The organism is Streptomyces sp. NPDC087300 (assembly GCF_044744425.1).
GTDB lineage: Bacteria > Actinomycetota > Actinomycetes > Streptomycetales > Streptomycetaceae > Streptomyces.
In genome coordinates this window covers 1-22942 of record NZ_JBIUYI010000015.1, presented here as the reverse complement: position 1 = coordinate 22942, position 22942 = coordinate 1, and the positions used below count along the sequence as shown (strand labels likewise).

Annotated in this window: 24 protein-coding genes and 1 rRNA gene; 23 read left to right on the top strand and 2 right to left on the bottom strand. The window is 69.8% G+C overall.

Annotated features, from left to right (window positions below):
- Positions 1–60 precede the first annotated feature (60 nt).
- The 7 genes from ACIO9J_RS39905 to ACIO9J_RS39875 all read left to right on the top strand — a co-directional run bounded on the left by ACIO9J_RS39905 (position 61) and on the right by ACIO9J_RS39875 (position 5904).
- The gene (locus ACIO9J_RS39905) at positions 61–732 is read left to right on the top strand and encodes a hypothetical protein (RefSeq protein WP_402010189.1); all 672 of its coding nucleotides are present in this window, start codon (positions 61–63) and stop codon (positions 730–732) included.
- Complete coding sequence (locus tag ACIO9J_RS39900) at positions 732–1778, top strand: hypothetical protein (protein ID WP_402010187.1); 1047 nt, start codon at positions 732–734, stop codon at positions 1776–1778. The genes ACIO9J_RS39905 and ACIO9J_RS39900 overlap by 1 nt, the downstream gene beginning before the upstream one ends.
- A 31-nt stretch (positions 1779–1809) precedes the next feature.
- Positions 1810–2112, top strand: coding sequence for a hypothetical protein (locus ACIO9J_RS39895; protein ID WP_402010185.1), 303 nt, complete (start codon positions 1810–1812; stop codon positions 2110–2112).
- A 1-nt stretch (position 2113) separates the two neighbouring features.
- Positions 2114–3301 (top strand): WXG100 family type VII secretion target, encoded by a 1188-nt coding sequence (locus ACIO9J_RS39890; RefSeq protein ID WP_402010184.1) that lies wholly within the window; start codon positions 2114–2116, stop codon positions 3299–3301.
- A 92-nt stretch (positions 3302–3393) separates the two neighbouring features.
- The gene (locus tag ACIO9J_RS39885; RefSeq protein ID WP_402010182.1) at positions 3394–4029 is read left to right on the top strand and encodes a hypothetical protein; all 636 of its coding nucleotides are present in this window, start codon (positions 3394–3396) and stop codon (positions 4027–4029) included.
- Positions 4029–4919 carry a hypothetical protein gene (locus tag ACIO9J_RS39880; RefSeq protein ID WP_402010181.1) on the top strand — a complete coding sequence of 297 codons (891 nt, stop codon included), beginning with the start codon at positions 4029–4031 and terminating at the stop codon, positions 4917–4919. The genes ACIO9J_RS39885 and ACIO9J_RS39880 overlap by 1 nt, the downstream gene beginning before the upstream one ends.
- Before the next feature lie 64 nt (positions 4920–4983).
- Complete coding sequence (locus ACIO9J_RS39875) at positions 4984–5904, top strand: hypothetical protein (RefSeq protein WP_402010180.1); 921 nt, start codon at positions 4984–4986, stop codon at positions 5902–5904.
- 9 nt (positions 5905–5913) lie between these two features.
- On the opposite strand, the gene ACIO9J_RS39870 is transcribed toward ACIO9J_RS39875, so the two are convergent.
- Positions 5914–6375 (bottom strand): ATP-binding protein, encoded by a 462-nt coding sequence (locus tag ACIO9J_RS39870; RefSeq protein ID WP_402010178.1) that lies wholly within the window; start codon positions 6373–6375, stop codon positions 5914–5916.
- A gap of 195 nt (positions 6376–6570) precedes the next feature.
- Here ACIO9J_RS39870 and ACIO9J_RS39865 point away from each other — a divergent pair, with 195 nt between their 5' ends.
- The 16 genes from ACIO9J_RS39865 to ACIO9J_RS39790 all read left to right on the top strand — a co-directional run bounded on the left by ACIO9J_RS39865 (position 6571) and on the right by ACIO9J_RS39790 (position 22757).
- Positions 6571–7422: a helix-turn-helix domain-containing protein gene (locus ACIO9J_RS39865; protein ID WP_402010176.1), complete on the top strand. Its 852-nt coding sequence runs from the start codon at positions 6571–6573 to the stop codon at positions 7420–7422.
- Positions 7423–7434: 12 nt separating this feature from the next.
- Complete coding sequence (locus ACIO9J_RS39860; protein WP_402010174.1) at positions 7435–7623, top strand: DUF397 domain-containing protein; 189 nt, start codon at positions 7435–7437, stop codon at positions 7621–7623.
- On the top strand, positions 7616–7885 hold the full coding sequence (locus tag ACIO9J_RS39855; RefSeq protein ID WP_402010172.1) for a DUF397 domain-containing protein: 270 nt from the start codon (positions 7616–7618) through the stop codon (positions 7883–7885). Before ACIO9J_RS39860 ends, ACIO9J_RS39855 begins: the two co-directional genes overlap by 8 nt.
- Before the next feature lie 55 nt (positions 7886–7940).
- Positions 7941–8597 carry a hypothetical protein gene (locus tag ACIO9J_RS39850; protein ID WP_402010171.1) on the top strand — a complete coding sequence of 219 codons (657 nt, stop codon included), beginning with the start codon at positions 7941–7943 and terminating at the stop codon, positions 8595–8597.
- A 241-nt stretch (positions 8598–8838) separates the two neighbouring features.
- A complete protein-coding gene (locus ACIO9J_RS39845; RefSeq protein WP_402010170.1) occupies positions 8839–9570 on the top strand; it encodes a DUF4232 domain-containing protein in 732 nt (243 codons plus the stop codon).
- Positions 9571–9893: 323 nt separating this feature from the next.
- Positions 9894–11429, top strand: coding sequence for a tol-pal system YbgF family protein (locus ACIO9J_RS39840; RefSeq protein WP_402010168.1), 1536 nt, complete (start codon positions 9894–9896; stop codon positions 11427–11429).
- 229 nt (positions 11430–11658) lie between these two features.
- Positions 11659–11967 carry a hypothetical protein gene (locus tag ACIO9J_RS39835; protein ID WP_055570172.1) on the top strand — a complete coding sequence of 103 codons (309 nt, stop codon included), beginning with the start codon at positions 11659–11661 and terminating at the stop codon, positions 11965–11967.
- Positions 11968–12209: 242 nt separating this feature from the next.
- Entirely contained in the window at positions 12210–13058 is an 849-nt protein-coding gene (locus tag ACIO9J_RS39830) for a hypothetical protein (RefSeq protein WP_402010166.1), read from the top strand.
- Positions 13048–14397 carry a hypothetical protein gene (locus tag ACIO9J_RS39825; protein ID WP_402010164.1) on the top strand — a complete coding sequence of 450 codons (1350 nt, stop codon included), beginning with the start codon at positions 13048–13050 and terminating at the stop codon, positions 14395–14397. Before ACIO9J_RS39830 ends, ACIO9J_RS39825 begins: the two co-directional genes overlap by 11 nt.
- A complete protein-coding gene (locus tag ACIO9J_RS39820) occupies positions 14394–15953 on the top strand; it encodes an SCO6880 family protein (RefSeq protein WP_402010163.1) in 1560 nt (519 codons plus the stop codon). The genes ACIO9J_RS39825 and ACIO9J_RS39820 overlap by 4 nt, the downstream gene beginning before the upstream one ends.
- A gap of 21 nt (positions 15954–15974) precedes the next feature.
- The gene (locus tag ACIO9J_RS39815) at positions 15975–17375 is read left to right on the top strand and encodes an ATP-binding protein (protein ID WP_402010162.1); all 1401 of its coding nucleotides are present in this window, start codon (positions 15975–15977) and stop codon (positions 17373–17375) included.
- Positions 17365–18918 carry a type IV secretory system conjugative DNA transfer family protein gene (locus ACIO9J_RS39810; protein WP_402010161.1) on the top strand — a complete coding sequence of 518 codons (1554 nt, stop codon included), beginning with the start codon at positions 17365–17367 and terminating at the stop codon, positions 18916–18918. Before ACIO9J_RS39815 ends, ACIO9J_RS39810 begins: the two co-directional genes overlap by 11 nt.
- A 117-nt stretch (positions 18919–19035) precedes the next feature.
- Entirely contained in the window at positions 19036–19971 is a 936-nt protein-coding gene (locus ACIO9J_RS39805; protein WP_402010160.1) for an ATP-binding cassette domain-containing protein, read from the top strand.
- Positions 19968–20786, top strand: coding sequence for an ABC transporter permease (locus ACIO9J_RS39800; RefSeq protein WP_402010158.1), 819 nt, complete (start codon positions 19968–19970; stop codon positions 20784–20786). The genes ACIO9J_RS39805 and ACIO9J_RS39800 overlap by 4 nt, the downstream gene beginning before the upstream one ends.
- A gap of 40 nt (positions 20787–20826) precedes the next feature.
- Positions 20827–22092 carry a sensor histidine kinase gene (locus ACIO9J_RS39795; RefSeq protein WP_402010156.1) on the top strand — a complete coding sequence of 422 codons (1266 nt, stop codon included), beginning with the start codon at positions 20827–20829 and terminating at the stop codon, positions 22090–22092.
- Complete coding sequence (locus ACIO9J_RS39790; protein WP_402010154.1) at positions 22089–22757, top strand: response regulator; 669 nt, start codon at positions 22089–22091, stop codon at positions 22755–22757. The genes ACIO9J_RS39795 and ACIO9J_RS39790 overlap by 4 nt, the downstream gene beginning before the upstream one ends.
- A 99-nt stretch (positions 22758–22856) precedes the next feature.
- Here ACIO9J_RS39790 and rrf read toward each other — a convergent pair.
- Positions 22857–22942, bottom strand: a 5S ribosomal RNA gene (rrf, locus tag ACIO9J_RS39785); the annotation flags it as partial.

Sequence of the window (22942 nt, the reverse complement as noted above, 5' to 3'; positions counted from 1 at the left end):
CCACCCCTCCTGGATAGCTTGGTTCACTCCAGAGAACCCCTGCCCCTCCAGGAGCTGACCTTGAACCGCCGCCGCCCCGTCCTGCCCGTAGCGGCCGCCCTGACCACCGCCGCGGTCCTCGCACTCTCCGCCTGCGGAGGAGGCGACGGAGACTCCGCCAAGGACAACGACAAGATCGCCGGTGCGGGCGAGGGCGCGGGCGCGGACACCAAGAAGAGCGCATCGCCCTCGGCACCGACGGACGGCGTGGACCGCCCGGAGGTCAAGCTCCCGAAGGACGTGAAGAACGTCTTCGAGGGCGGGAAGACGGGGGATGCGGAGAAGGATGCGGTGCTCGCGGACAATGCGCGGTGGCTGGACGCGCTGATCGAGGCCGCGACCGTCGACGCCAAGGATCACCCGGCGCTCAAGTTCTACGCGTCGGGCGAAGGCCTGGTGACCTCCGCGGAATACGTTCAGGGGTTCCACGACAACGGCAAGAGCTTCGTCGGGACCATTCGCTACTACGACCGCCAGGTCACCTTCCTCAAGGAAGGCGTCGCAGCGGTGACGTACTGCAAGGACGGCACCAAGACGTATCCCCAGGATCGCAAGACCGGCAAGGTGGACAGATCGGTCCCGGCGTCGGCGAGCGACTACGCCTTCTTCAACACCCGTGTGAAGAAGAACGACAAGGGTGTCTGGCAGACGGATTCCGTCACGTCCACGACGGGATCCAAGAAGTGCATGTAATGAGCACGCGGGGAACGCCGACCCGCTGGACCATTCCTGCCCTCGCCCTGGCCGTGGTGTTGATCCCTGGTACCGCCTATGCCGGAGGCGGCGACACCCCCAAGGGAAACCTCGGGAGCAAGCAGCAGTCCAAAGGTTCCCGTCAGGACAAGAACCTGACCGTGGAGACGAAGGTCCGGACGACGGTCGAGGGCGGCAGCCCCAAGTCCGCCAAGACCGGCACGCTCACGCCTGCCAACAGCAACTGGGACCCCCCGGCCTGCTGGTACGAACCCGCGTACTCGCCCAAGCAGATCGAGGCCACGGTCAAGGCGGTCCGGCAGCTGAAGGTCTTCGGGGTCGGTGACCTCATCGGCGGGGTCTTCGACTCGTACTTCAAGGAAGGCCACCCCTACAAGGACTACAACCTCGACAAGCAGGGCGAGGGGCAGTTCTGGGCCGCGGCGGTCGCCGAGGACCGCAAGGACGAGCCCGCGGCGAAGGCCTGCGACAAGCTGCCGTTCTGGGTGCCCAAGGGCACGCCGCCGAAGGAGAGGCTCGCCGTCTCCCCCAAGGTCCTCGCCGAATACGCCTACAGCCAGATCCCGGTCCCGGACACCGAGATCACGATGGCGCCCGAGGGACAGACCAAGGTCAACCTGCCGACCTGGGTGTGGCTCGACAAGGCGAGGTTCAAGAAGATCTCGGTGACCGCGAGCCTGCCGGGCACCGGCCTGTCCGCGACGACGACGGCCGAGCCGGTCTCCCTGAAGCTCGAACCGGGGACGGCGGACGCCGAGACGTACCCGTCATCCGGCGAGTGCCCGATCGGCGACGACGGCCGGATCGGCAAGCCCCGCGCCAAGGGAACCGCGGCGGACACGGACCCGCCGTGCGGCGTGCGCTATCTGCGCTCGTCCGGCGACGCCTCGTACGAACTCGGGGCCACCCTCACATGGCGTGTCACCTGGAAGAGCACCACGGAACCAGGCGGCGAACTGCCCCCCGGCGAGTTCGGTGCGACGCAGGACGTCGTCGTACGCGAGATCCAGTCCGTCAACCGCTGACCGCGACCACACAAGGAATCCGGACACCGACATGAGCGACCTCCGCCTCGACGGCACCATCTTCGAGGACCTCAAGAAGACGTTCACCTCGGTGAGCGACCGCATGGACGCCGCGCGCCGGGCCCTCAAGAACACCGACGGCTCGGTCGTCGGGGCGGAGAAACTCATCGAGGACGTCCACGAGTTCGCCGACGAGTGGGGCTACGGCGTCAAGCAACTCGGCAAGCACACGCAGGGCGCGGTCAAGATGATCAACAAGATCGACACGGAGTTCAGCAAGCTGGACCAGGCGCTCGCCGAATCGTTGAAGTCCGCCAAGAAGAAGAGCAAGTGACATGGGTACGAAGCGTCCCGCGCTCCCGAACATAGGCTGGGATCCCACTCCGGGCGATGTCGAGGACACGCGCGATCTGGCCAAGAAACTGGGTGGTCTGGCCGGTGAACTCGGCGCTGCGGTAAGGGATCTGGAGCGCATCGACCAAGGCGCCTGGAAGGGCAAGGCCGCGGTGGCCTTCAGCGACTACATCGCCGAGGACGTCACCCCGCTCATCCGCAAGAGCCACGAATCCTTCGACAAGGCGTCGCGCGCGCTGCACCGGTGGGCCAAGGAGCTCAAGGAGTTCCAGGACGAGACCGACCGCCTGGAGAAGAAGGCCGGCGAGAAGCTGGACGCGCGGTCGGAGGCGAAGCCGAACAGCAAGGAGAGCGGGAAGGCGTCGGGGGACGTCGACGAGGTCATCAGCCAGGTGCACGACCTGGAGGACCGCTTCGCCAAGGCGGCCGGTGCGATCAGCAAGGAGCTCGACAAGGCGGGCGACATCGCCCCGGACGAGCCCGGCTTCTGGGACAAGCTGGGCAAGGGGATCGCTGACGCGTGGGACGCCACTGGAGAGTGGTTCAAGGAACACGCCGACATGATCAAGGCGATCGGCGACGCGCTGAGCCTGGTCAGTAACGCCCTCGGCGTCCTGGCCATCATCACCGCTCCCTTCGAGCCTCTCGGCGCCATCTTCGCCGTCGCTGCCATGGCGACCAGCGGAGCAGCACTTCTGACCCACTTGACGGCCATGGCGGCTGGCGCGGACGTCAGTTGGACGTCCCTCACCTTCGATGCTCTCGGCGCCCTCCCCGGCGTCAAGGGGCTCTTCGGCGGGGCCGCGCTGGCCAAGGGCGGCAACGCCGCCGCACGTGCCGCCAAGCTCGGCTCCGGCTATCGCGGGGTGACGAGCGTCGGCAAGGCGTACAAGCTCTTCGGGCCGCTGAAGGCCACGCCTGTCGTCAAACTCGGAGAGGGCGGCAGCCGCCTGAGGCTTGCGGCGGAGAGCGGTCTGCAGAACTTCAGAGGCGGGCAGCTGGCCGGTACGAAGACGGTCAACGCACTCGGCTCGAAGCTTCCGTTCGTCAAGAGCGATGAGCTGATCGCTCCTATGAGCCACGGTGGCCGCGCTCTGGATGCCGCCATCAAGACCGGCCTGACGGGCTACAAGGGCTACACCATCGCGCACACCGACTACGGGAACTGAGAGCAAGCTCCATGAACAGTCTCGGCCCACCCAGTGGCTCCGACGGCACAACTGAGCAGGCTCTGTCAGTTGAGGGAGTCTCGCTCCCGCCCATGACGTTCGACCTCCCCGAGGGCATGCATGCCATCGAGGTCTCTCTCGACGCCGACGAGCGCGCGGAGGCCGTCCGGCAGCTCGTGCGCGACATCTACCCGAACGGCGACAAGCCGCTCTGGGAAGCCATGAGCATGCTGTACAGCGAGACGGCCGACGGAATGATCGCCGACGGTGTCTCCTTCTTCGGCATCGGGCTGTACGGGATCGACGGCGGCGGCGTCGCGCATTGCTCCCTCACGTTGTCGGTCTTCGAATCCGATTCCGTCGATCAAGAGATCGTGGCCGAGGGAATTCGGGCCGCCCTCGGTGCCGACCCCCTGCACGACGTGACGTGGCTCGATCTGCCGTGCGGCCCCGCGGTGTCGTCCATCTCCGCCCGGCGCCTCCTCATTGACGGGCAGTACACCCAGAGCGGTAATGACGAGGAACTGGTGATGGGCCAGTTTCAGGTGCACATCCCCTTTGGGAACGGCCCCTACACGGCAGTTGTCACGCTGGATACAGCGTCCATGGAACAGTGGGAGGAATTCACTCATGCCGTCGCCAACATCATCGGATCCGTGGCGTTTCCCGCTGACGCAGATGAAGAACGAGACAGTGTCGGAGACCCACAGAGGGAGGCGACGCACTGATGGACTGGTACCCGAACTCCGATGAGCAGTTGCTCCTGCGTACGTCGGCCAGGTTCGCCACCGGGATGGCACCGGCCGTCTCAGGCTCACGCTGGTTCCGCGACCTCGAACGCCAGGACATTCAGGGCGAACTGGCCGGATGGCCACCAGGGCCGACGTACCAGCTGCGTTCCTCCGGGGACAAAGCTGCCCGTCGTACCGGTCGCGCTCTGCTGGTAGGCATCCCGCTGGTCGCGAACCTCATCGCGAACCTCGGAGGAGCCTCGGGCACCCCGCTGGGAGACGTTCCGGGCCGAGGCAAGCCGGACGAGCCCGCGAACGAGGTGCACGACTTCCCCGTCATGTGGGCTGCGCCCGGCAGCCTCGCCAGGACCGTCCCATGGCAGCTCGATCCCGGACGGCGTCCCGAGGACTGTGTGACCGATCTGGCCCTGACGGACCGCCGTCTACTCTTCCTCGCAACCCGTAAGGGCAGCCTGGAGAAGGCCGAGACCCTCGCTGAGTTCGCACGCGACTCCGTCGCCGAGATCCGCCGCATGAAGTTCAGCGAGGTCAACGCGGATGTGCGCATCACGTTCACGGATGGCTCCTGGGTGCGGTTGGCCGTCGGCAATCCGGACGACGCCGAGAGGCTCGGGCAGGTGCTCGGCGGCGCCGTCCGCATGCTCGCGGAGAGCGAGTTGTCCGCGGGACAACTCGACCGGGTGGCGCGGTTCATGGCCGACCTCCCGAAGACGGCTCACCCGCCGACGTACAGCCGCCTGCGCAGTGGCGTCACGCTGGTCGAGTCGCGTATCTCGGTGAAAGCCGGGTCGGGTCTCTTCGAGACCCACTCGATCCTGATGGACGACTCGGGACAGCCCGCGGAACCGGCCCCTGGCGATCTGTGAGGCACGAGTTCCCCGGAGAACCACCGCTTCCGTTGTTTCCGAGCCGAGAAGGAGCCGACCCAGCATGGCGCCATGGCAGCCCGCCTTCGGCGAGACCCTGCTCGCCCGCGACGCGGTCGAGTTCGCGACCGGCACGGCGCCCGTCGTCTCCGGCATGCGCTGGTTCCGCGACGCCGAGCGCAAGGACATTCAGAACGAGCTGACCGCACAAGCCGGCTGGCCCGAAGGACCCTCCTACACGCCCACTCCGCCGTCGCGCCGGAGCACCGCCCGCAAAGTCGGACGCTTCGGACTCGGCGCCCTGGCCGGCGTCGTCGTGATCGCGCTCGGAGTACTCCTGGGCGGCCTGGGAGGCGCCGGGTCCGGCGGGGGCCACGGACCCGGTCGCCCGCGCGACCCCGAGAACGAGGTCGACGACTTCCCCGTCATGTGGGGCACCCTTGGCTCCCTCGCCCGCACCCTGCCCTGGCAGCTCGACCCCGCCCGACGCCCGGCCGGCTACCGGACGCATGGCATCGTCACCGACCGCCGCGTCGTCATCGTCGGCTTCCCGGACGACGACCCTGGCAAGGACGAGGTCCTCTGGGAGATCGACCGGCAGCGCATCGCGCGGGTGGAGCGCATGACGTACAACAAGGTCTGGGGCGAGGCAAAGATCTACTTTACGGACGGCTCGTGGTGTCGGCTCGCACCGCCGGAATCACGGTACGGCTGGACCGTCCTACGTCATCTCTGCCCTCCCACCGAGCTGTTGCCGCTCTCCGAAATGACCCCACGCCAAAGGAAGTACGTCGAGTCGTACGCCGCGTACGTCACCGACCGGGATCCGGCCGTGGCCCCCGTGGTCACCCGCCGCCCGAGCGGCAGATTTCTGATCGAGGTCACCACGACGGCGCCGGTCACGGCGGAGTACGGCATCGAGAAGAGCCACTGGCACATGAGCAAGCGGGGGCGGCGTGGCGCGATCAGACAGGGCGATGTCTGAGCGAGACGGTCAACTCCCGGAAGTCCCGGCCCTTCGCCACGGGGAACTCGGCGTGCCCTCGGCCCACAACAACTTCCCCGTGTGCCCCGCCCCCATGGGGTACGACCCCCAACTGTCCGCACACGCCCGCACGATGTGCAGCCCCCGCCCACCCTCCGCCGTCTCCGGCGGCCGGTGGTCGAGGACCCGACCGGCCTCCCCGAAACCGGGCGGAATCCGCGGATTGGAGTCCCACACCGCCACGCGGATCCCCTCCGGGGAGGAGGAGCGGAGGCGGAGGGCGTAGGGGCCGTCGGTGTGGCAGTGCGCGTTGTTGAGCAGTTCGCCCGCGAGGAGCTCTGCGGTGGGCGTGAGTTCGGTCAGGCCGTACGTCTCCAGGACCGCGCGGAGGGTGGCTCGGGCGATTCCGGGGGCGCGGGGGTCGTGGGGGAGCTGGAGGGTGTAGGTCCAGGGCGGGGATACGGTTGTCATGGAATCGCCTTTCATGTCGGGGAGTTGCACGGTGTTGCCCAGTGACGGTGCCGCTCCGTCGAGCGGGGTACTTCCGGGCGAGTGGCCTGAGACACAGGCTAGAGACGCGCAAATATAATTTGCACCCATTCCATGGAATGCAGTGCACAATCCCTCGTGTGAGTGACGAACTGAGCCGTTCCTAGGAGGAGTTGCATGGCCGGACGGTCAGCGCCCAGGGTCCGCCGCGTCCGGGTCGCCAGTGAACTTCGGCGGCTCCGCGAGCACGCGGGCATGACCGCGACCGAGGCCGCCCGCGTCCTCGGGACCAGCCAGGGGCAGCTCAGCAACGTCGAGACCGCACGCTTCGGGGTGAGCGCGGCCCGCATCCGCGCGATGGCCCGCAGCTACGACTGCTCGGACCAGGACTTCATCGATGCCCTCGTCGCCATGGCCGAGGACCGCACGCGCGGCTGGTGGGAGGAGTACCGCGAGATCCTGCCCGTCGGACTGTTGGACCTGGCCGAGGTCGAGCACCACGCCACGTTGCTGCGTACCGCCGTGACCGTGCACATCCCTGGGCTCTTCCAGACCACGGACTACGCCCGCGAGATCTTCCGCCAGAGCGTTCCCGAGCTGTCACCGCCGGACATCGAGCACCGGATCTCGTACCGCATCAAGCGGCAGGCCGTGCTCTTCCGGGAGTCGCCGACGCCCCACCAGGCGATCATCCACGAGGCCGCCCTGCGGATGCAGTTCGGCGGCCCCACCGTGACCCGCACGCAGCTCAAGCACCTCATCGACATGAGCGAGCGGGAGCACGTCACCATCCACGTCATCCCGTTCGCTGCCGGAACGTTCCCGGGCTCAGGTCAGTCGATCTACTACGCCGCGGGACCGGTGCCCCAGCTCGACACGGTCAACCTCGACCAGTCGCACGGCCCGGTGTTCCTGGACGCCGAGGCGCAACTCGACAAGTACCGCGTCCTCCTCGACCGCATGGAAGCCACAGCACTCCCACCCACGAAGTCACGCGAATTCATCCACCACATCGTCCAGGACCTGTGAAGGAAGCCCACGATGCCCAAGCTCACCTGGCAGAAGTCCTCCTACTGCCCAGAAGGCAACTCCTGCGTACACATCGCCACCGACCCCGCCGGAACCGTCCATCTCACCGAAAGCTCCGACCCCACCGCCGCGATACTCCACACCAGCCCCACCGCCTTCGCCGCGCTGATCCGCACCGCGAAGGAGCCCCGCCGTGCCTGACCTCCCCGCCGGTCTCGACTGGACCCGCGCCGCCCCCGAGGACGAACAAGGCCCGGGACCCTGGATCGAGATCGCCTTCGGCAAGGACGACGACGCCGTCTACCTCCGCGAGACCAGCGACCCGGACAACATCGTCACCACCAACCGGAAGAAGTGGGACGCCTTCGTACTCGGCGTACAGGCAGGCGAGTTCGACCACTTCGTAGAGGGCGTAGAGGGCGTAGAGGGCGTGGAGAGCGTGGAGGGCGTCGCCGGGCCCTGAGCCCGGTGCGAAAACCGCTGGCCATCGCCCGCATGCCCCCTGCTACCGTCCCGCCATGTCCGGACCCAGAGAACCCGTTGAACCCGTCACCCCCGCAGACGTCACCCGTGCCGTCCGCCTCGCCGTAGCCGCCCTCCGCCAGGCCCCGCCCGACGCCGACTGGAGCGTCAAGGCAGGAGGCATCGACTGGACCTGTTGGGAGACCGTCGAGCACCTCGCCGACGACCTCTTCGCCTACGCCGCCCAACTGGGCCCGGAACACCCGCCCCTGGACTCCGACGTCCCCTTCCTCTGGTACCGCCGCAGGGAGGGCGGGCCCTCCAACGTCACCTTCGCCGATCAGGCCGGTGGCGTCCCCGGGCTGCTCCAGGTCCTGGAGTCGTGCGGCGCGCTGCTGACCGGCATGGTCGCGACCACCGCGCCGGACGTCCGCGCCCACCACGCGTGGGGCGTCTCCGACGCGGAGGGGTTCGGCGCGATGGGGATCGTGGAGACGCTCGTCCATACGTACGACATCGTGGGCGGCCTCGGCATCCGCGACGCCTGGGACCCGCCCGCCGACCTCTGCGCCCGCGTCCTGCACCGGCTCTTCCCCGACGCGCCCACCGACACCGACCCCTGGCCGACCCTCCTCTGGGCGACCGGGCGCGGCGAGCTCCCCGGGCGGGACCGGCTCACCACGTGGCGCTGGTACGGGGAGCCCAGGGACTGAGACAGGTTCCCTCCGGGCGCCGGAAGCAGCCCCTCCGGCGTCCCAGGAGCGCATCCCAAGGAGAGGCCGTCTCCGCAGGTCAGCGGCGGCTTTTGCGTTCCAGCGTCCCCCGTCCTCCGGCTTCCCTTGTCCCCGCACCGCGCAGGCCGCTTCGCTGGTCCCCAGGCCGGACACCACGGTCTCGTGCCGCCCTGATCACCAACGGGCGCAGCTCGCACACCACCAACCTGACGGGGACCCCATGAAGATCAAGCACGCCTCCAAGACCCTGCTCGCCGGCCTCGCCCTGCTCGGCTCGCTCTCGCTCACCGCGTGCAACGGCGACGACGGCACCGACGCCTCGGGCTCGAACGACTCGGTGCCCAGCGCCTCCGCCGGCCAGGACGCGGGCAGCGGCAACGACAGCGGCAGCGGATCCGGTGGCGGCGGGACGGGTGGCAAGGGCGAGACCGGGGGCACCGGCGGTTCCGGCAGCAGTGGCAGCGGCAGCGGCAGCGACAAGGGCACCGTCGCCGGGACCGGCTCCAACGAAGGCGGCAAGGTCGGCATCTGCCGCAGCGACGAGCTCGAGGTCTCCGCCGTCGACAACACCATCGGCGACGAAGGCACCGTCACCGTCGCCTTCAAGAACGGCGGCGGCCGCGACTGCACCATCAACGGCTTCGCGGGCGTCGACCTGAAGACGGCCGCCGGCGACACCATGGCCGGGAAGCGCACCGACGAGAAGCCGCGCTCCGAGATCCTCAAGGACGGCGAGACCGCCGCCTTCAACATCGGCTTCCCCGTGAACGACTCCGGCGGCTCCGGCGTGCGCGTCTCCAACATCCTGGTGACCCCGCCGAACGAGACGAAGTCCGTCACCGTCGCCTGGCCCGCGGGCTCCCTCCCCGTCGAGAACCCCGACTCCCAGGCGCTCAAGGGCCCGATCATGATCAGCCCGGTCGGCAAGGTCAGCGACTCCCCGGCCGGCTGACCCGCCGGAGTGACCCGTGTGACCTGGGAGAACTCCCCGGTCACACGGGTCGAAGGCGCTCCCCACCACCGATTGACGCCCCCTCAGCCTTCCTCGAAGGTAGGGGAATTGGGCGTTATGCGACTGCTGTGCGACCGCCGTACGACGGCCATGCGCCGCCGCGGTCGCACGGCCGGGGGGAGCCGGCGATGGAACCCAGTGACCATGATCGTGATCGTGATCGTGACCACCACCGCGACCAGAAGCCTGGCTTCGGGCCGGAGGACAGCCGCGGCAGCGGTGACCGTGACGCCGCCCCGGGCCATTTCGGCCCGCCTCCCCCGATGCCACCCCCGCTCTCACCCCCGCCCCTCCCCCCACACCCACCCACCGCGTCTCGCACCACCCCCCACGACCCCCTCCACCCCCTATCCGTAGCCCTCCTCAACCTCACCGGCCTCGGCCTCGGCTTCGTTCTCCTGCGGCGCTGGTTCCCGGCTCTCCTCTGCTGCGCCGCCACCGCCGCCCTGCTCTTCATCGCGCTGCCCGCCGACGTCGACGGCGTCCCCGGGGGCGTACTCGTCGGCTACGTCGCCTTCCTGCTCGCCGCCGCCGTCGCGGGTGCGCACCGGGCCACCCGGGTGCCCGGTGACCGGCGGCTGCGCGGCCCGGTCGCCGTCGGTCTCGGTGTCGTGCTGCTCGCCGTGCCCGCGGGCGGCGCCTTCGCGTACGAGGGCGCGCGCGACGAGGCCGTCGAGCAGATGCTCATCGGCCGCCTCGAACGCGCGGACCGCATCGTCGCGGGCCTGGCCGGGGAGCCGTACGACGGCGCGGCCGTGCGGAAGTACGGGAAGGCCCTGGCCGTCTACCGGGGTCTCGCCGAGGACCACCCGGGGTCGAAGGCCGCCGACCGGCTGCCCGACAGCCTCGACGCGTACTACAAGACGGTCGCCGCGCCGTACGCCGCGAAGAAGTACTGCGACGCCATCAGCCCCCTCAAGCATCTGCGGACCGTCCCCGACACCCTCGGCAAGGACGACCTCGGCACACTCGCCACCTGGCCGGACGACCGCCTGGCCACCTCTCTGTACGAGTGCGGCACGGCGGGTCTGGGCCGGGCGGCCGCCGACGGGCCGCTCGGCGAACTGCTGCGCACCTTCCCGGACTCGGACCGGGCCGCACGGGTCGAACCCGCGCTGCGCGCCGCGATCGGCGCCCGCGAGGCCGCGCTCAAGGGCTCCGAGCCCTGCCCCGCCGTGGACGAACTGCGGGCCATCGGCACCACCGCGAGCGGCCTGCCCGGCGGCGAGGTCGACGCCGCGGGGCTGCGCGGCGCCGCCGACCGCGCCGTACGGCGGGGCGTCTACGCCTGCGGCATCGACGAGTTCCAGGACGACCGGTTCACCGACGCCGCACGGACGATGAAGGACTTCGCCGCGAAGTACCCGGGCGACAAGAAGCACGATCGCGCCGACGACATCGCCGTCGCCGCCGAGATCGCCGCGGCCCGGCCGAGCGCGGGCCGCAGGCTGCCGCCCACCCGCCCCGGGGGCGGCGGCACCGTCGACCTCGTCGTCGCCAACCTCGGCCCCGGCGAGCTGGAGCTCCTCTACACCGGCCCCACCACGGGCCGCGTCAAGCTGAAGGACTGCGCGTCGTGCCGGATCTTCGCCGACAAGCCGCAGGGCGACAAGGCGTGCCGGGCCGGCGTATCGACGTACCCGAGGACCACCCTGCGGCTGCCCGCCGGCGAGTACCACTTCCTCTACAAACGGGCCACTGTCCGCGACCGCGCCGAGGGCGCGCGGCTCAGTACCGCCTACCGCTACACCGACTGCTCCTTCGTCACCCGCGGCACCGCCGGGCTCGGGCTGACCTAACACCTGGTCAGAACACCTGGTCAGAGGCGCGCCGGGCCGTCATTGCCCGGCGTCATCCTGCGTGATACACAGAGTGACCAGACCTCACGCACGAGAAAACGTACGAAGTCAGCCAACGAATGGCGCCAAGGCGGCATGCGCGGGCCCGATTGTCGGCGAGAATGAGCTGTCCTCTGCACCGAGGTAGGCAGAGGTGCCAGAACAACCCACTAGGGGCGGTGAGTTACACATGCTTATGGCAGCCGAAAAGGGCGACATCACCACCATCATCGGCGGGATCGCCCCCGACTGGGGTCCCTTCGGGAGCCTGGGCAACGAGGCACGCGTGATGATCGAGGTCGTGATGGCGATCGCCATCCTCCTCTGTCTCGGCATTGCGATCTGGGGCGCGGCGAAGCAACGCATCGGCGCGACGGCGCTGCGCGACACCTTCAGCGCGGAACAGGGCAAGGGCCTGATCATCGCGGGCCTCACAGGCGTCTTCATCATCGGATCACTGGGCACGCTGTTCACCATCGTGTACGGCATGGCGGTCTAGCGGTCCCACCCGCGAGCCCGCCGCGCGCCCTCGTCCCCTTCCTCCCCCCGTCCCCTCCCCCACGTCCCCACTCTTCCCGTGTCCCCCACTCTCCGTGTCCCCTCTCCCCACCCGTCCGTCGTGCCCACCGGCTGAGGTTGCAACTCCCTGATGTCGAGTCACCACACCGCGCCCGCGCGGGAACCAGCACGGCTACCGTCGTACGTGGCGGTTCAGCGAGAGGTTGAGGGGGCGTACGCGGCATGAGTCTGGACGACGAGCGGAACGACGGCCTCTTCGGCGGCTCGGGAGAGACCAGGACACGGCTCCCCGAGGGGGAGGGCGGTGGCGACGACGTCTACGGCGGCGCGCGCAGATCGGGCAGGTCCGGCCGGTCCTCCTCGCGCAGCCTGGTCACCGTCGTGGGCGTGGTGGTCCTGCTGATCGCGGCGATCGCGTTCGCCAACCGTGGCGGGGACGAGTCCTCTGCGGGGGGCGGGGACGGCAAGAAGTCCGACACGTCGCCTACTGCCCCTTCGGGGACGAAGCCTGTCGGGGGTAAGAACTCGGGGATTCCTTCGGGGTTCGCTCATGATGAGCAGGGGGCGCAGAGTGCGGCCGCGAACTACGCGGTCGCGCTGGGCTCGGCCGAGATGTTCGACAAGGACCAGCGGCACGGCATCGTGAACACGGTCTACACCCCGGACGAGGCGACGAAGCGTCAGTCCTCGCTGGACAAGGTGTACTCGGGCGAGAAGTTCCTGACGAGCATCGGCCTGAACGCCGACGGCTCCGCGCCCAAGAACACCAAGTTCGTCTCGCGCATCATCCCCGTGGGCACCAAGGCCACGAAGTTCAGCGGTGACAGAGCGAGTGTCGAGATCTGGTACTCGTCCCTCTTCGGCCTGGCGGGCGAGGACACCAAGAACCCCGTGTCGGAGAGCTGGTTCACGAACACGTACGAGCTGCGATGGGTCGACGGCGACTGGAAGGTCGCCGACTTCCGGCAGAAGGACGGTCCCGTCCCGGTCGGCCGCGATCAGCGGGCGTCCACCGCCGACGACATGGCGAAGGCAGTGGAGCAGTTCGGAGGGTTCACCTATGCCCGGTAGCGCTCGTCGCCGCACCCTCACGCTCGCCGCCGCCTTCACCACGGTGCAGACAGCGGCCGTGCTGCTGGCCACCCACGCCTTCGCGGCACCGGACCCCAAGCCCTCGGACAACCCCTGCGACCTCATCCGCGGGCCCGCGAAGGAGTACTGCGAAAAAGGCCAGAGCAGCAGCGGAGGCAGCGGCAAGTACCCCACCGAACCCCCCCTCCCCGACTCCCTCGACCCCCTCAGCTCCCTGGCGAAGGGCTGTGCCGACGCCGCCTCCTGGACCGTGGACAAATTGTCCGAGGCCGTGAAGGAGACGGCCAACGTCGACTTCACCAACTCCAAGTTCCTCCAGCAGTACGCCGTCGTGTTCGCCGCGTCGACCATCCTGACGCTGCTCCTGTGGCTGCTCGCCGTGGCGAAGAGGGCGGTGCGGGGCGTGCCGCTCACCACCGCCCTTTCGGAGGCCATCGGCTTCCTCTGGCTCACGGTCCTCGCCTCCGCCTTCACCCCGCTGATCCTGTACACCGTCGTGTCGGCGAGCGACGGCGTGTCGGACGTCATCGCGAAGGCGACGGGCGGTCAGACCGACCAGTTCTTCGGGACGTTCTCGGGTGCGCTGAAGAAGGGCGAGGACATCGGCGGCGGCCCGATCATGCTGATCGTCGTCTCGCTGGTGTCGATCCTCGCCGCCGGCGTGCTCTGGCTGGAGCTGGTCATCAGAGCGGCGCTCCTCTACGTGGGGGCGCTCCTCGGCACTGTCGTGTACGCGGGCCTCGTCGACAAGAACCTGTGGGGCCACGTCCGCAGGTGGGCCGGGATCATGATCGCGGTGATCCTGGTGAAACCCATCATCGTGATCGTGCTCGGACTCGCCGGCGCGCTCTCCGCCGACGACGGGCCCGACTCCTTCTCCGCCGTGGTCTCCGGACTCTCGATCATCCTGCTCGCCATCTTCGCGAGCGCCATGATCTACCGCTTCGTACCGGGCTTCGGCGACGAGATCGCCAACTCCCGCAACAACCGCGTCATGGGCAGCGCCGAGAACAAGGCCGCCGCCGTGATCAGCTCTCCCGCCTCGCTCGTCTCCCAGGGCATCAAGACCCACAGCTCCCGGGGCAACGGCGGCGACGGCGGCGGCAATAGCCAGGCGCGGCCCGCCAACCCCGCCAGCGGCGGCGTCGCCGCCCACAGCAGCCGCCCCACCGGGGGCGGCGGCTCATCGAACGGCGGCGGATCTGTCCCCTCCGCCGCACCCCCGCCGCGCAGCAGCGCGACGGACACGCCGCACGCGGGCAACCGCGGCGGCAACCGCAACAGCAGTTCCAACCGCTCGGGAGGTGAAGGGCGTTGACGACCCAGTCCCACGTGTCCCAGCCGGTCGCGCCCCGCCGCACATATCTGATCGGCCGCGCGCGGCCGAACGCGATCGTCGGCAAGAACCGCGAGACCGGGGAGATCGCCCTGATCATCGCGGGGGCGTTCCTCGGCATGATGTGCGGGCTCCTCGTCCCCGTCCTCTCCATGCGCATCGTGCTGCTCATGGGCTTCCCCATGCTCGCCATCGCGGCGGTGTACGTCCCCTACAAGCACCGCACGTTCTACAAGTGGTTCGAGATCAACCGCAGCTACAAGCGCTCCCTCAAGCGCGGCACCGCCTACCGCTCCGCCGCCCCCGAGGCGGGCATCAGGGTCGACGGCCGCGAGGTCGAGGTCGGCCCGCCGCCCGGCATCGGCCGGATCAGCTGGCTGGCCGCCCCGTTCGGCCCCGACGAGATCGCCGTGCTGCTGCACGCGGACCGGCGGACCGTTACTGCGGCCATCGAGATCGAGGGCCCTGGTGTGGGGCTCCGCGACTCCGAGGACCAGGAAGCCCTCGTCGACCGGTTCGGCACGCTCCTCAAGCACGTCGCGAACGGCGACGGCTTCGTGACGCGCCTCCAGATGCTCGCCCGTACGCTGCCCGCCGACCCGGACGCGCACGCCAAGGACGTCAGCCAGCGCGGCGACGACCGGGCACTGCCCTGGCTCCAGCAGTCGTACGACCAGCTCCAGTCGATGGTGTCCACCAGCAGCGAGCAGCACCGCGCCTACCTCGTCGCCTGCATGCACTACTCCCGCGAACTGGCGGGCGAGGCACAGGCGATGGCCCGCGCCGCGCGCCCGCAGGGCGGCAGGAAGCTCGACAAGGACGCCGGTCTCGCCGTGGTCATGGCACGCGAGCTGACCGACATCTGCTCGCGCCTCCAGGAGGCCGACATCCGCGTACGGCAGCCGCTCGGCCAGGGCCGCCTCGCCTCCCTCGTGCACTCCATGTACGACCCGGACCACCCCATCGACCACATCCAGGCGATGACCAAGCGCAACGCCTGGCCCGCCGAGCTCGACGCCATGGAGCCCACCTACCTCCAGGCGAAGACCCGCGAGTCCTCCACCCGCGCGCCCTGGTGCCACGCCACGGCCTGGGTCAAGGAGTGGCCGATGACACCGGTGGGGGTCAACTTCCTCGCGCCGCTGCTCGTGCACACCCCGGACGTGATCCGCACGGTCGCCGTCACGATGGACCTCGAACCCACCGAGGTCGCCATCGAGCGGATGCTGACGGAGAAGACGAACGACGAGGCGGAGGCCAGCCGCCAGGCCAAGATGAACCGCACCGTCGACCCCCGCGACATCGCCTCGCACTCCCGCCTGGACCAGCGCGGCGAGGACCTGGCGAGCGGCGCGGCGGGCGTCAACCTGGTCGGCTACATCACGGTCTCGTCCCGTTCCCCCGAGGCGCTCGCGCGCGACAAGCGCACCATCCGCGCCTCGGCCGGCAAGTCGTATCTGAAGCTGGAGTGGTGCGACCGCGAGCACCACAGGGCCTTCGTCAATACGCTGCCGTTCGCGACCGGCATCCGACGCTAGACGTAGAGGCAGGCTGCTGAGATGCGGGATCCGCTGTCCATCCTCACGGACGCCTTCACGTCCTTCCTCTTCGGGAAGGTCGAGACGACCAGGCTGCCGGTGCGCACCTCGACGGGGCAGGCCCAGGCGGTCTACCTGCCGACGGCCGCGCCGGGCCTCGGCGACTCCGGCGTGATCATCGGGCGCGAGGTCTACTCCGGCAAGGGCTACATCTACGACCCCTTCATGCTGTACGGGCAGCAACTGCCCGCACCGCACTGGCTGGTGCTCGGCGAGTCCGGCAACGGCAAGTCGGCGCTGGAGAAGACCTACGTCCTGCGCCAGCTGAGGTTCAAGGACCGCCAGGTCGTGGTCCTCGACGCCCAGGGCGAGGACGGCGTCGGCGAATGGAACCTCATCGCCCAGGAGCTGGGCATAACTCCCATCCGGCTCGACCCGACGGCCGCCCTGGACATGGGCATCCGGCTCAACCCGCTCGACCCCGCGATCACCACGACGGGCCAGCTCGCGCTGCTCCGCACGATCATCGAGGTCGCGATGGGGCACGGCCTGGACGAGCGGTCGGGCTTCGCCCTGAAGGTCGCGCACGCGTACGTCAACGAGACCATCGTGGAGCGCCAGCCGGTCCTCACCGACATCGTCGAGCAACTGCGCCACCCCGAGCCGGAGTCGGCCGAGGCGATGAACGTGGCCATAGACGACGTACGGGCCTGGGGCCTGGACGTGGCCCTCGTCCTGGACCGGCTCGTCGACGGTGACCTGCGGGGCATGTTCGACGGACCGACGACGGTGGGGATTGATCTCGATGCCCCCCTCATCGTCTTCGACCTCTCGCACATCGACCGGAACTCCATCGCGATGCCGATCCTCATGGCGATCGTCGGCGTATGGCTGGAGCACACCTGGATCCGGCCCGACCGCAAGAAGCGCATCTTCCTGGTGGAGGAGGCGTGGCACATCATCAACTCCCCCTTCGTCGCGCAGCTGTTCCAGCGCCTGCTGAAGTTCGGCCGACGGCTCGGCCTGTCCTTCGTGGCGGTGGTGCACCACCTGAGCGACGTGGTGGACGGCGCGGCCGCCAAGGAGGCGGCCGCGATCCTGAAGATGGCGTCCACGCGGACGATCTACGCCCAGAAGGCGGACGAGGCGAGGGCGACGGGCCGGGTGCTCGGCCTGCCCCGCTGGGCCGTGGAGATCATCCCGACCCTCACCCCCGGCATCGCGGTCTGGGACGTCAACGGCAACGTCCAAGTGGTCAAGCACCTCATCACGGAGACGGAACGGCCGCTGGTCTTCACCGACCGCGCCATGACCGAGTCGTCGGCCGACCTCCCCGACGACGCGCCGACCGACGAGGCGATGCGGGCGGCCGAGCTCGAGGCGGAGGAACGGGCGGCTTACATGGAGCAGCATGCGGGATGAGTGGGAGCGGGGCCGGCCCCGGCGGGCCCCCGGCGGCGAACGCGGCATCCCCGACGGCCTCCTGGTGGGATTCCTCGGCTTTCTGCTCGGATCCACGGTGCTCGTCTGGTCCGCGACGGGCCTCTCGGGCTGGTTCGCACACGGCTCCTGGCCGGAGCACGTCACCTTCGGCCATACGCCGCTGTCCGTACGCCACTTGATCGGCCGGCCCCACGACCTGCCGGGCGCCTGGCCCGACACCCCACCCGCCCAGCTCTCCGGCTACGGCCTGTTCTGGGGCCTGTTCATCGGCCAGCTGATGGTCCTCGTGGTGCTGACGGTCTTCGTGATGGGGACGGTGGCGCGGTGGAGGATGGTGCGGAGGAGACGGCGGGTGGTGGGGGCAGGTACGCCGCCGGTGGGAGAACGGGTGGGCGGATGGGAACCCCGCGCCGGAGGCGCGGAATACAGGGAACCGGCCCCGACGGAGCATCACGACGACACCCGCGCCGCAGGCACGGAGTACAGGGACCCGGAGTACAGGGACCCGGTCCCGACCGAGAAGCCCGCTGACGCCCGCGCGCAGCACACCGCACCGACGACGCCGACCGTCCCCACCCCTCGTACCCCCCTGGCCCCCCTCGTACTAGGCAGCCCGGAAACCCGCAGACCACTGGCGGTGCAGGCCATCCAGGACGCCGAGGGCGCCGCCCTGGTCATCACCTCCGACCCCACCCTGTGGGCCGAGACGAAGGACGCGCGGGCCAAGCTCGGCCCCGTCCTGCTCTACGACCCCTCGCACCTGTGCGACACCCCCGCCCGCATGCACTGGTCCCCCACCGCGGGCTGCGAGGACAAGACCACGGCCGCCCACCGGGCCGCCGCCCTGCTCGCCCCGATAAGGCCGAGCGCCAAGCTGGACACCGCCGTGGCCGACACCGCGGAAACCTTGCTGCGCAGCTTCCTGCACGCCGCCGCGGTCGGCGACAAGCCCATGAAGCACGTCCACCGCTGGTCCCAGGGCACCCAGGTCCAGGAGGCCGTACGCATCCTCCGTACCCACCCCAAGGCGTCCTCGGGAGCGGCCGGCGAACTGGAGGCGGCCCTCACCGCCTACGCCGAACGCCGCGACATGGCACAGGAGTTGACCGCCCGCGCGCTCTCCGCGCTCTTCACGGTCCACGTCCGCGAGTCCTGCACCCCGAACCGAACTGATGCGCTCACCCTGGATTCCTTCGTCGACGAAGGGGGCACGCTTTTTGTGGTGGGTGAGGCGATCGAGGATCCCAAGTCCCGCCAGGGCCCGGGTGCCATGCCACTGCTCACGGCACTCGCCTCCAGCGTGGTCGAGCACGGCCGGCGCATGGCCGAACGGTCATCCTCCGGTCGGCTCGACCCACCAGTGACGCTCGTCCTCGACGACGTCGCCGCGGTGGCACCGCTGCCCCAGCTCCCGGACCTGCTCACCACGGGCGCGGACCGCGGCCTGCCCACCCTGGCCCTGCTCAGATCACGCGAACAGGGCCGCACCCGCTGGCCGGACAGCGAACTACCCACCCCGTAGCGGAGGTTCACCGCCTCCCCTCTCAGGGGCGCCCTCGTACCCCGGTACTACCCGGGACCCGCACTTCCCGCCCCCGGTCCGACGATCCGCGCCGCCGCACGCAGCAGCATCGAAGCCATGATCAAGGCTCACGAACTGACCAAGCGATACGGCGGCAGGACCGTCGTCGAAGACCTCGGCTTCGAGGTCCACCCGGGCACCGTCACCGGCTTCCTCGGCCCCAACGGCGCGGGCAAGTCCACCACCATGCGGATGCTCCTCGGCCTCGACGCCCCCACCCGCGGCCACGCCACCGTCGGCGGCCGCTCCTACGCGGCACACCCCGCGCCCCTGCACGAGGTCGGCGCACTCCTCGAAGCACGCGCCGTCCACCCGGGCCGCTCCGCGTACCACCACCTCATGGCCCTCGCCCACACCCACTCGATCCCCAGGCAGCGCGTCGAGGAGGTCCTCGATCTCGTCGGCATCCACGAGGTCGCCCGCAAGCGCGTCAAGGGCTTCTCGCTCGGCATGGGCCAGCGCCTCGGCATCGCGGCCGCGCTGATCGGCGACCCCGCCACCGTCATCCTCGACGAGCCCGTCAACGGCCTCGACCCCGAGGGCGTCCTGTGGATCCGCAACCTCCTCAAGTCCCTCGCCGCCCAAGGCCGTACGGTCCTCGTCTCATCGCACCTGATGAGCGAGATGGCCCTCACCGCCGAACACCTGATCATCATCGGCCGGGGCAGGCTCCTCGCGGACACCACCGTCGAACACTTCGTCCGCGCGTCCGGCACCGGCTCGGTCAAGGTCGTCACGCCCGAGGCGGGACTCCTCACCGAGCTGCTCGCGGGCCCCGGCACAGAGATCACCGGCGAGGGGTCCGGAGTCCTCGACGTACGCGGCACCGACGCCGAACACATCGGCCGCACCGCTGCCGCCCACGGCATCCCGCTCTTCGAACTCACCCCGCAGGAAGCCTCGTTGGAGCAGGCCTTCATGGACCTCACCAGGGACTCCGTCGAGTACGCCGCCACCACCACCCACCCGCGTCCAGAAGGAGCAACGGCATGACCGACACCCTCCAGCACCCCGTGTCCCCCGTCACCGAGAGCACCCCGGCCCCCGCCCCGTACCGCCTCAGCGCCAAGGGCATCCTGCGCTCCGAGTGGCACAAGCTGTGGACGCTCCGCTCCACCTGGATCACCCTGCTCACCGCGACCGTCCTGGTCCTCGCCGTCGGCATCATGATGGGCTCCACCTACGACGGCGACGACGCCGAGATCGACACCGTCGTCTTCGTCCTCTTCGGCACCCAGCTCTCGCAGATCTGCCTCGCCGTCCTCGGCGTCCTCGTCATCGCGGGCGAGTACTCGACGGGCATGATCCGCGCCTCGCTCACCGCCGTACCGCACCGCCTGCCCGTCCTGTGGGCCAAGGCCGCGGTGTTCGCGACCGTCGCGTTCACGGCCACCCTGGTGACGAACGCCGGCACGTTCCTCACCGCCCAGATCTGGCTCTCCGACACCGACAAGAAACTGTCCCTCGCCGACCCCGGCGTCCTGGGCGCCCTCACGGGCAGCGCCGCGGGCATCACCCTGCTCAGCCTGATCGCCCTCGGCCTCGGCGCGCTGCTGCGCTCGGTGCCCGGCGCCATCGGCGCGTTCATCGCCGCCGTAATGATCCTGCCCGAGGTCCTGACCCTGCTGCCCTTCGGCTTCGTGGACACCGTGGCCGAGCACTTCCCGGCCCAGGCGGCGAGCGCCCTCGGCTCGGTGGCCCGCGTCGAGGACGCCGTCTCCCCCGGCACCGCCCTGCTCACCCTCGCCCTGTGGGCCGCGGCCCTCATCGGGGCGGCCTCCGTACTCCTCAAGCGGCGCGACGTATGACGAGCGGCGCGACGCTCGACCCGTGTACGAGGATGAGGCCGTGACCGACATACGGCCGACGTCGACCCCCCACCTCCAGCGTCTGACCCGGCGGGTGCGCGCCTTCGACAGGCGCCGCCCGCTGGCCTGGGACCTGCTGCTCACCGCCTTCCTCGCGGTCGCCGCCTGCACCGACGCCGCGAACGGCGGCTGGCGCACCGTCGCCCCCGAACCGGGCGTCCCGCAGGCCCTGGTCGTCGCCATGAGCCTGGGCCTCTCCCTGCCGCTGCTCCTGCGCCGCCGCCACCCCCTGGCCGTCCTCGCCTTCATGACGGCCGTCGGCCTCGTCAACAGCGCGTCCGGCGCCATGCTCCAGGCCTCGATGCTCCAGCTGGTCGTCGTCTTCCACATCGCCCTCCGGCTGCCCCTGCGCACCCTGGGCACGGCGGGCGCCATGATGGCGCCGCCGCTCGTCGTGGGCGCCGTCCGTTTCCCCGAGGACAGCTGGGACACGCAGATCGTCCCCTTCCTCTGGGCGTACGCCCTCGTCGCGCTCCTCGGCATCGCCATCCGCTCCCGGCAGGACTACACACAGTCCCTCGTCGAACGCGCCCGGCGGCTCGAAGTCGAACGCGACCAGCAGGCACAGCTCGCCACGGCCGCCGAACGCACCCGCATCGCCCGCGAGATGCACGACATCATCGGCCACAACCTCTCGGTCATCACGGGCCTCGCGGACGGCGGCTCGTACGCGGCGGCCAAGTCCCCCGAACGTGCCGCCCAGGCCCTCGAAGCCATCGGCAGCACCAGCCGACAGGCCCTCTCCGAGCTCCGCCGCCTCCTCGACGTCCTGAACGACGAGGGCCCCGCCGCGGCCGAACTCGCCCCGCAGCCCGCCCTGTCCGACCTGGACCAGCTCATCGACGGCGTACGGGCCGCGGGCCTCCCCGTACGCCGGACCGTGCGCGGCGCCCCCGGGACGCTCCCCGCAGGGCGCCAACTCGCCGTGTACCGCGTGATCCAGGAGGCCCTCACCAACACCCTCAAGCACGGCGGCCCGGACGCGACGGCCACCGTCGACATCGGCTACGGGCCGGAGGGGGTGACGGTCGAGGTCACGGACACCGGGGTCGGAGTCGGGGCTGGGGCTGGCGTCGGGGCCAGGGACCGGGAAAACCGTGCGAAGTCGGGCGGCGGTCGCGGACTGACCGGAATGCGCGAGCGAACTTCGTTGTACGACGGCACACTTGAGGCCGGCCCGCTCCCCCGCCCACCGGGCGGCTGGCGGGTCCACCTCCATCTCCCGAAGGACAGCGAGACACCGTGACCACCGTGCTCATCGTCGACGACCAGCCCATGCAGCGCTTCGGTTTCCGCATGCTCCTGGAGAGCCAGGACGACATGGCGGTCGCGGGCGAGGCGGGCAACGGCAGCGAGGCGGTCCGCATGACCGCCGAACTCCACCCGGACGTCGTCCTGATGGACATCCGCATGCCGGGCCTCGACGGCATCGAGGCCACCCGCCGCATCATCGCGTCGGGCGACCGCACGCGCGTCCTGATCCTCACGACGTTCGACCTCGACGAGTACGCGTACGCCGGTCTGCGCGCCGGGGCGTCCGGCTTCCTCATCAAGGACGCGCTCCCCGAGGACCTCCTCTCCGGCATCCGCGCGGTCGCTTCGGGCGACGCGGTGGTGGCCCCGAGCCTGACGCGCCGGCTCCTCGACACCTACGCGGACCGGCTGCCCACGGGAATCGCCCCCGCCGACCCGGCCCAGGACCCGCGCATCGTGTCGCTCACGGACCGCGAACGGGAAATCCTGACCGTCATCGGCCGCGGCTGGACGAACACGGAGATCGCTTCCCGTCTGCACCTCGCGGAATCCACGGTGAAGACGCACGTGGGCCGCGTCCTCGCGAAGACGGGCACGCGGGACAGGGTGCAGGCGGTCATCCTGGCGTACGACACGAAGCTGGTGAGCCCGTCCTGAGCGGGGTCTGGATATGGGTCTGGAAATGGGTCTGGAAAGGGCCCTGGAACGCAGAAAACCCCCGCACCAAGGGTGCGGGGGTTTTCCCATTCAAAATTAGTTCGGCGGCGTCCTACTCTCCCACAGGGTCCCCCCTGCAGTACCATCGGCGCTGTGAGGCTTAGCTTCCGGGTTCGGAATGTAAC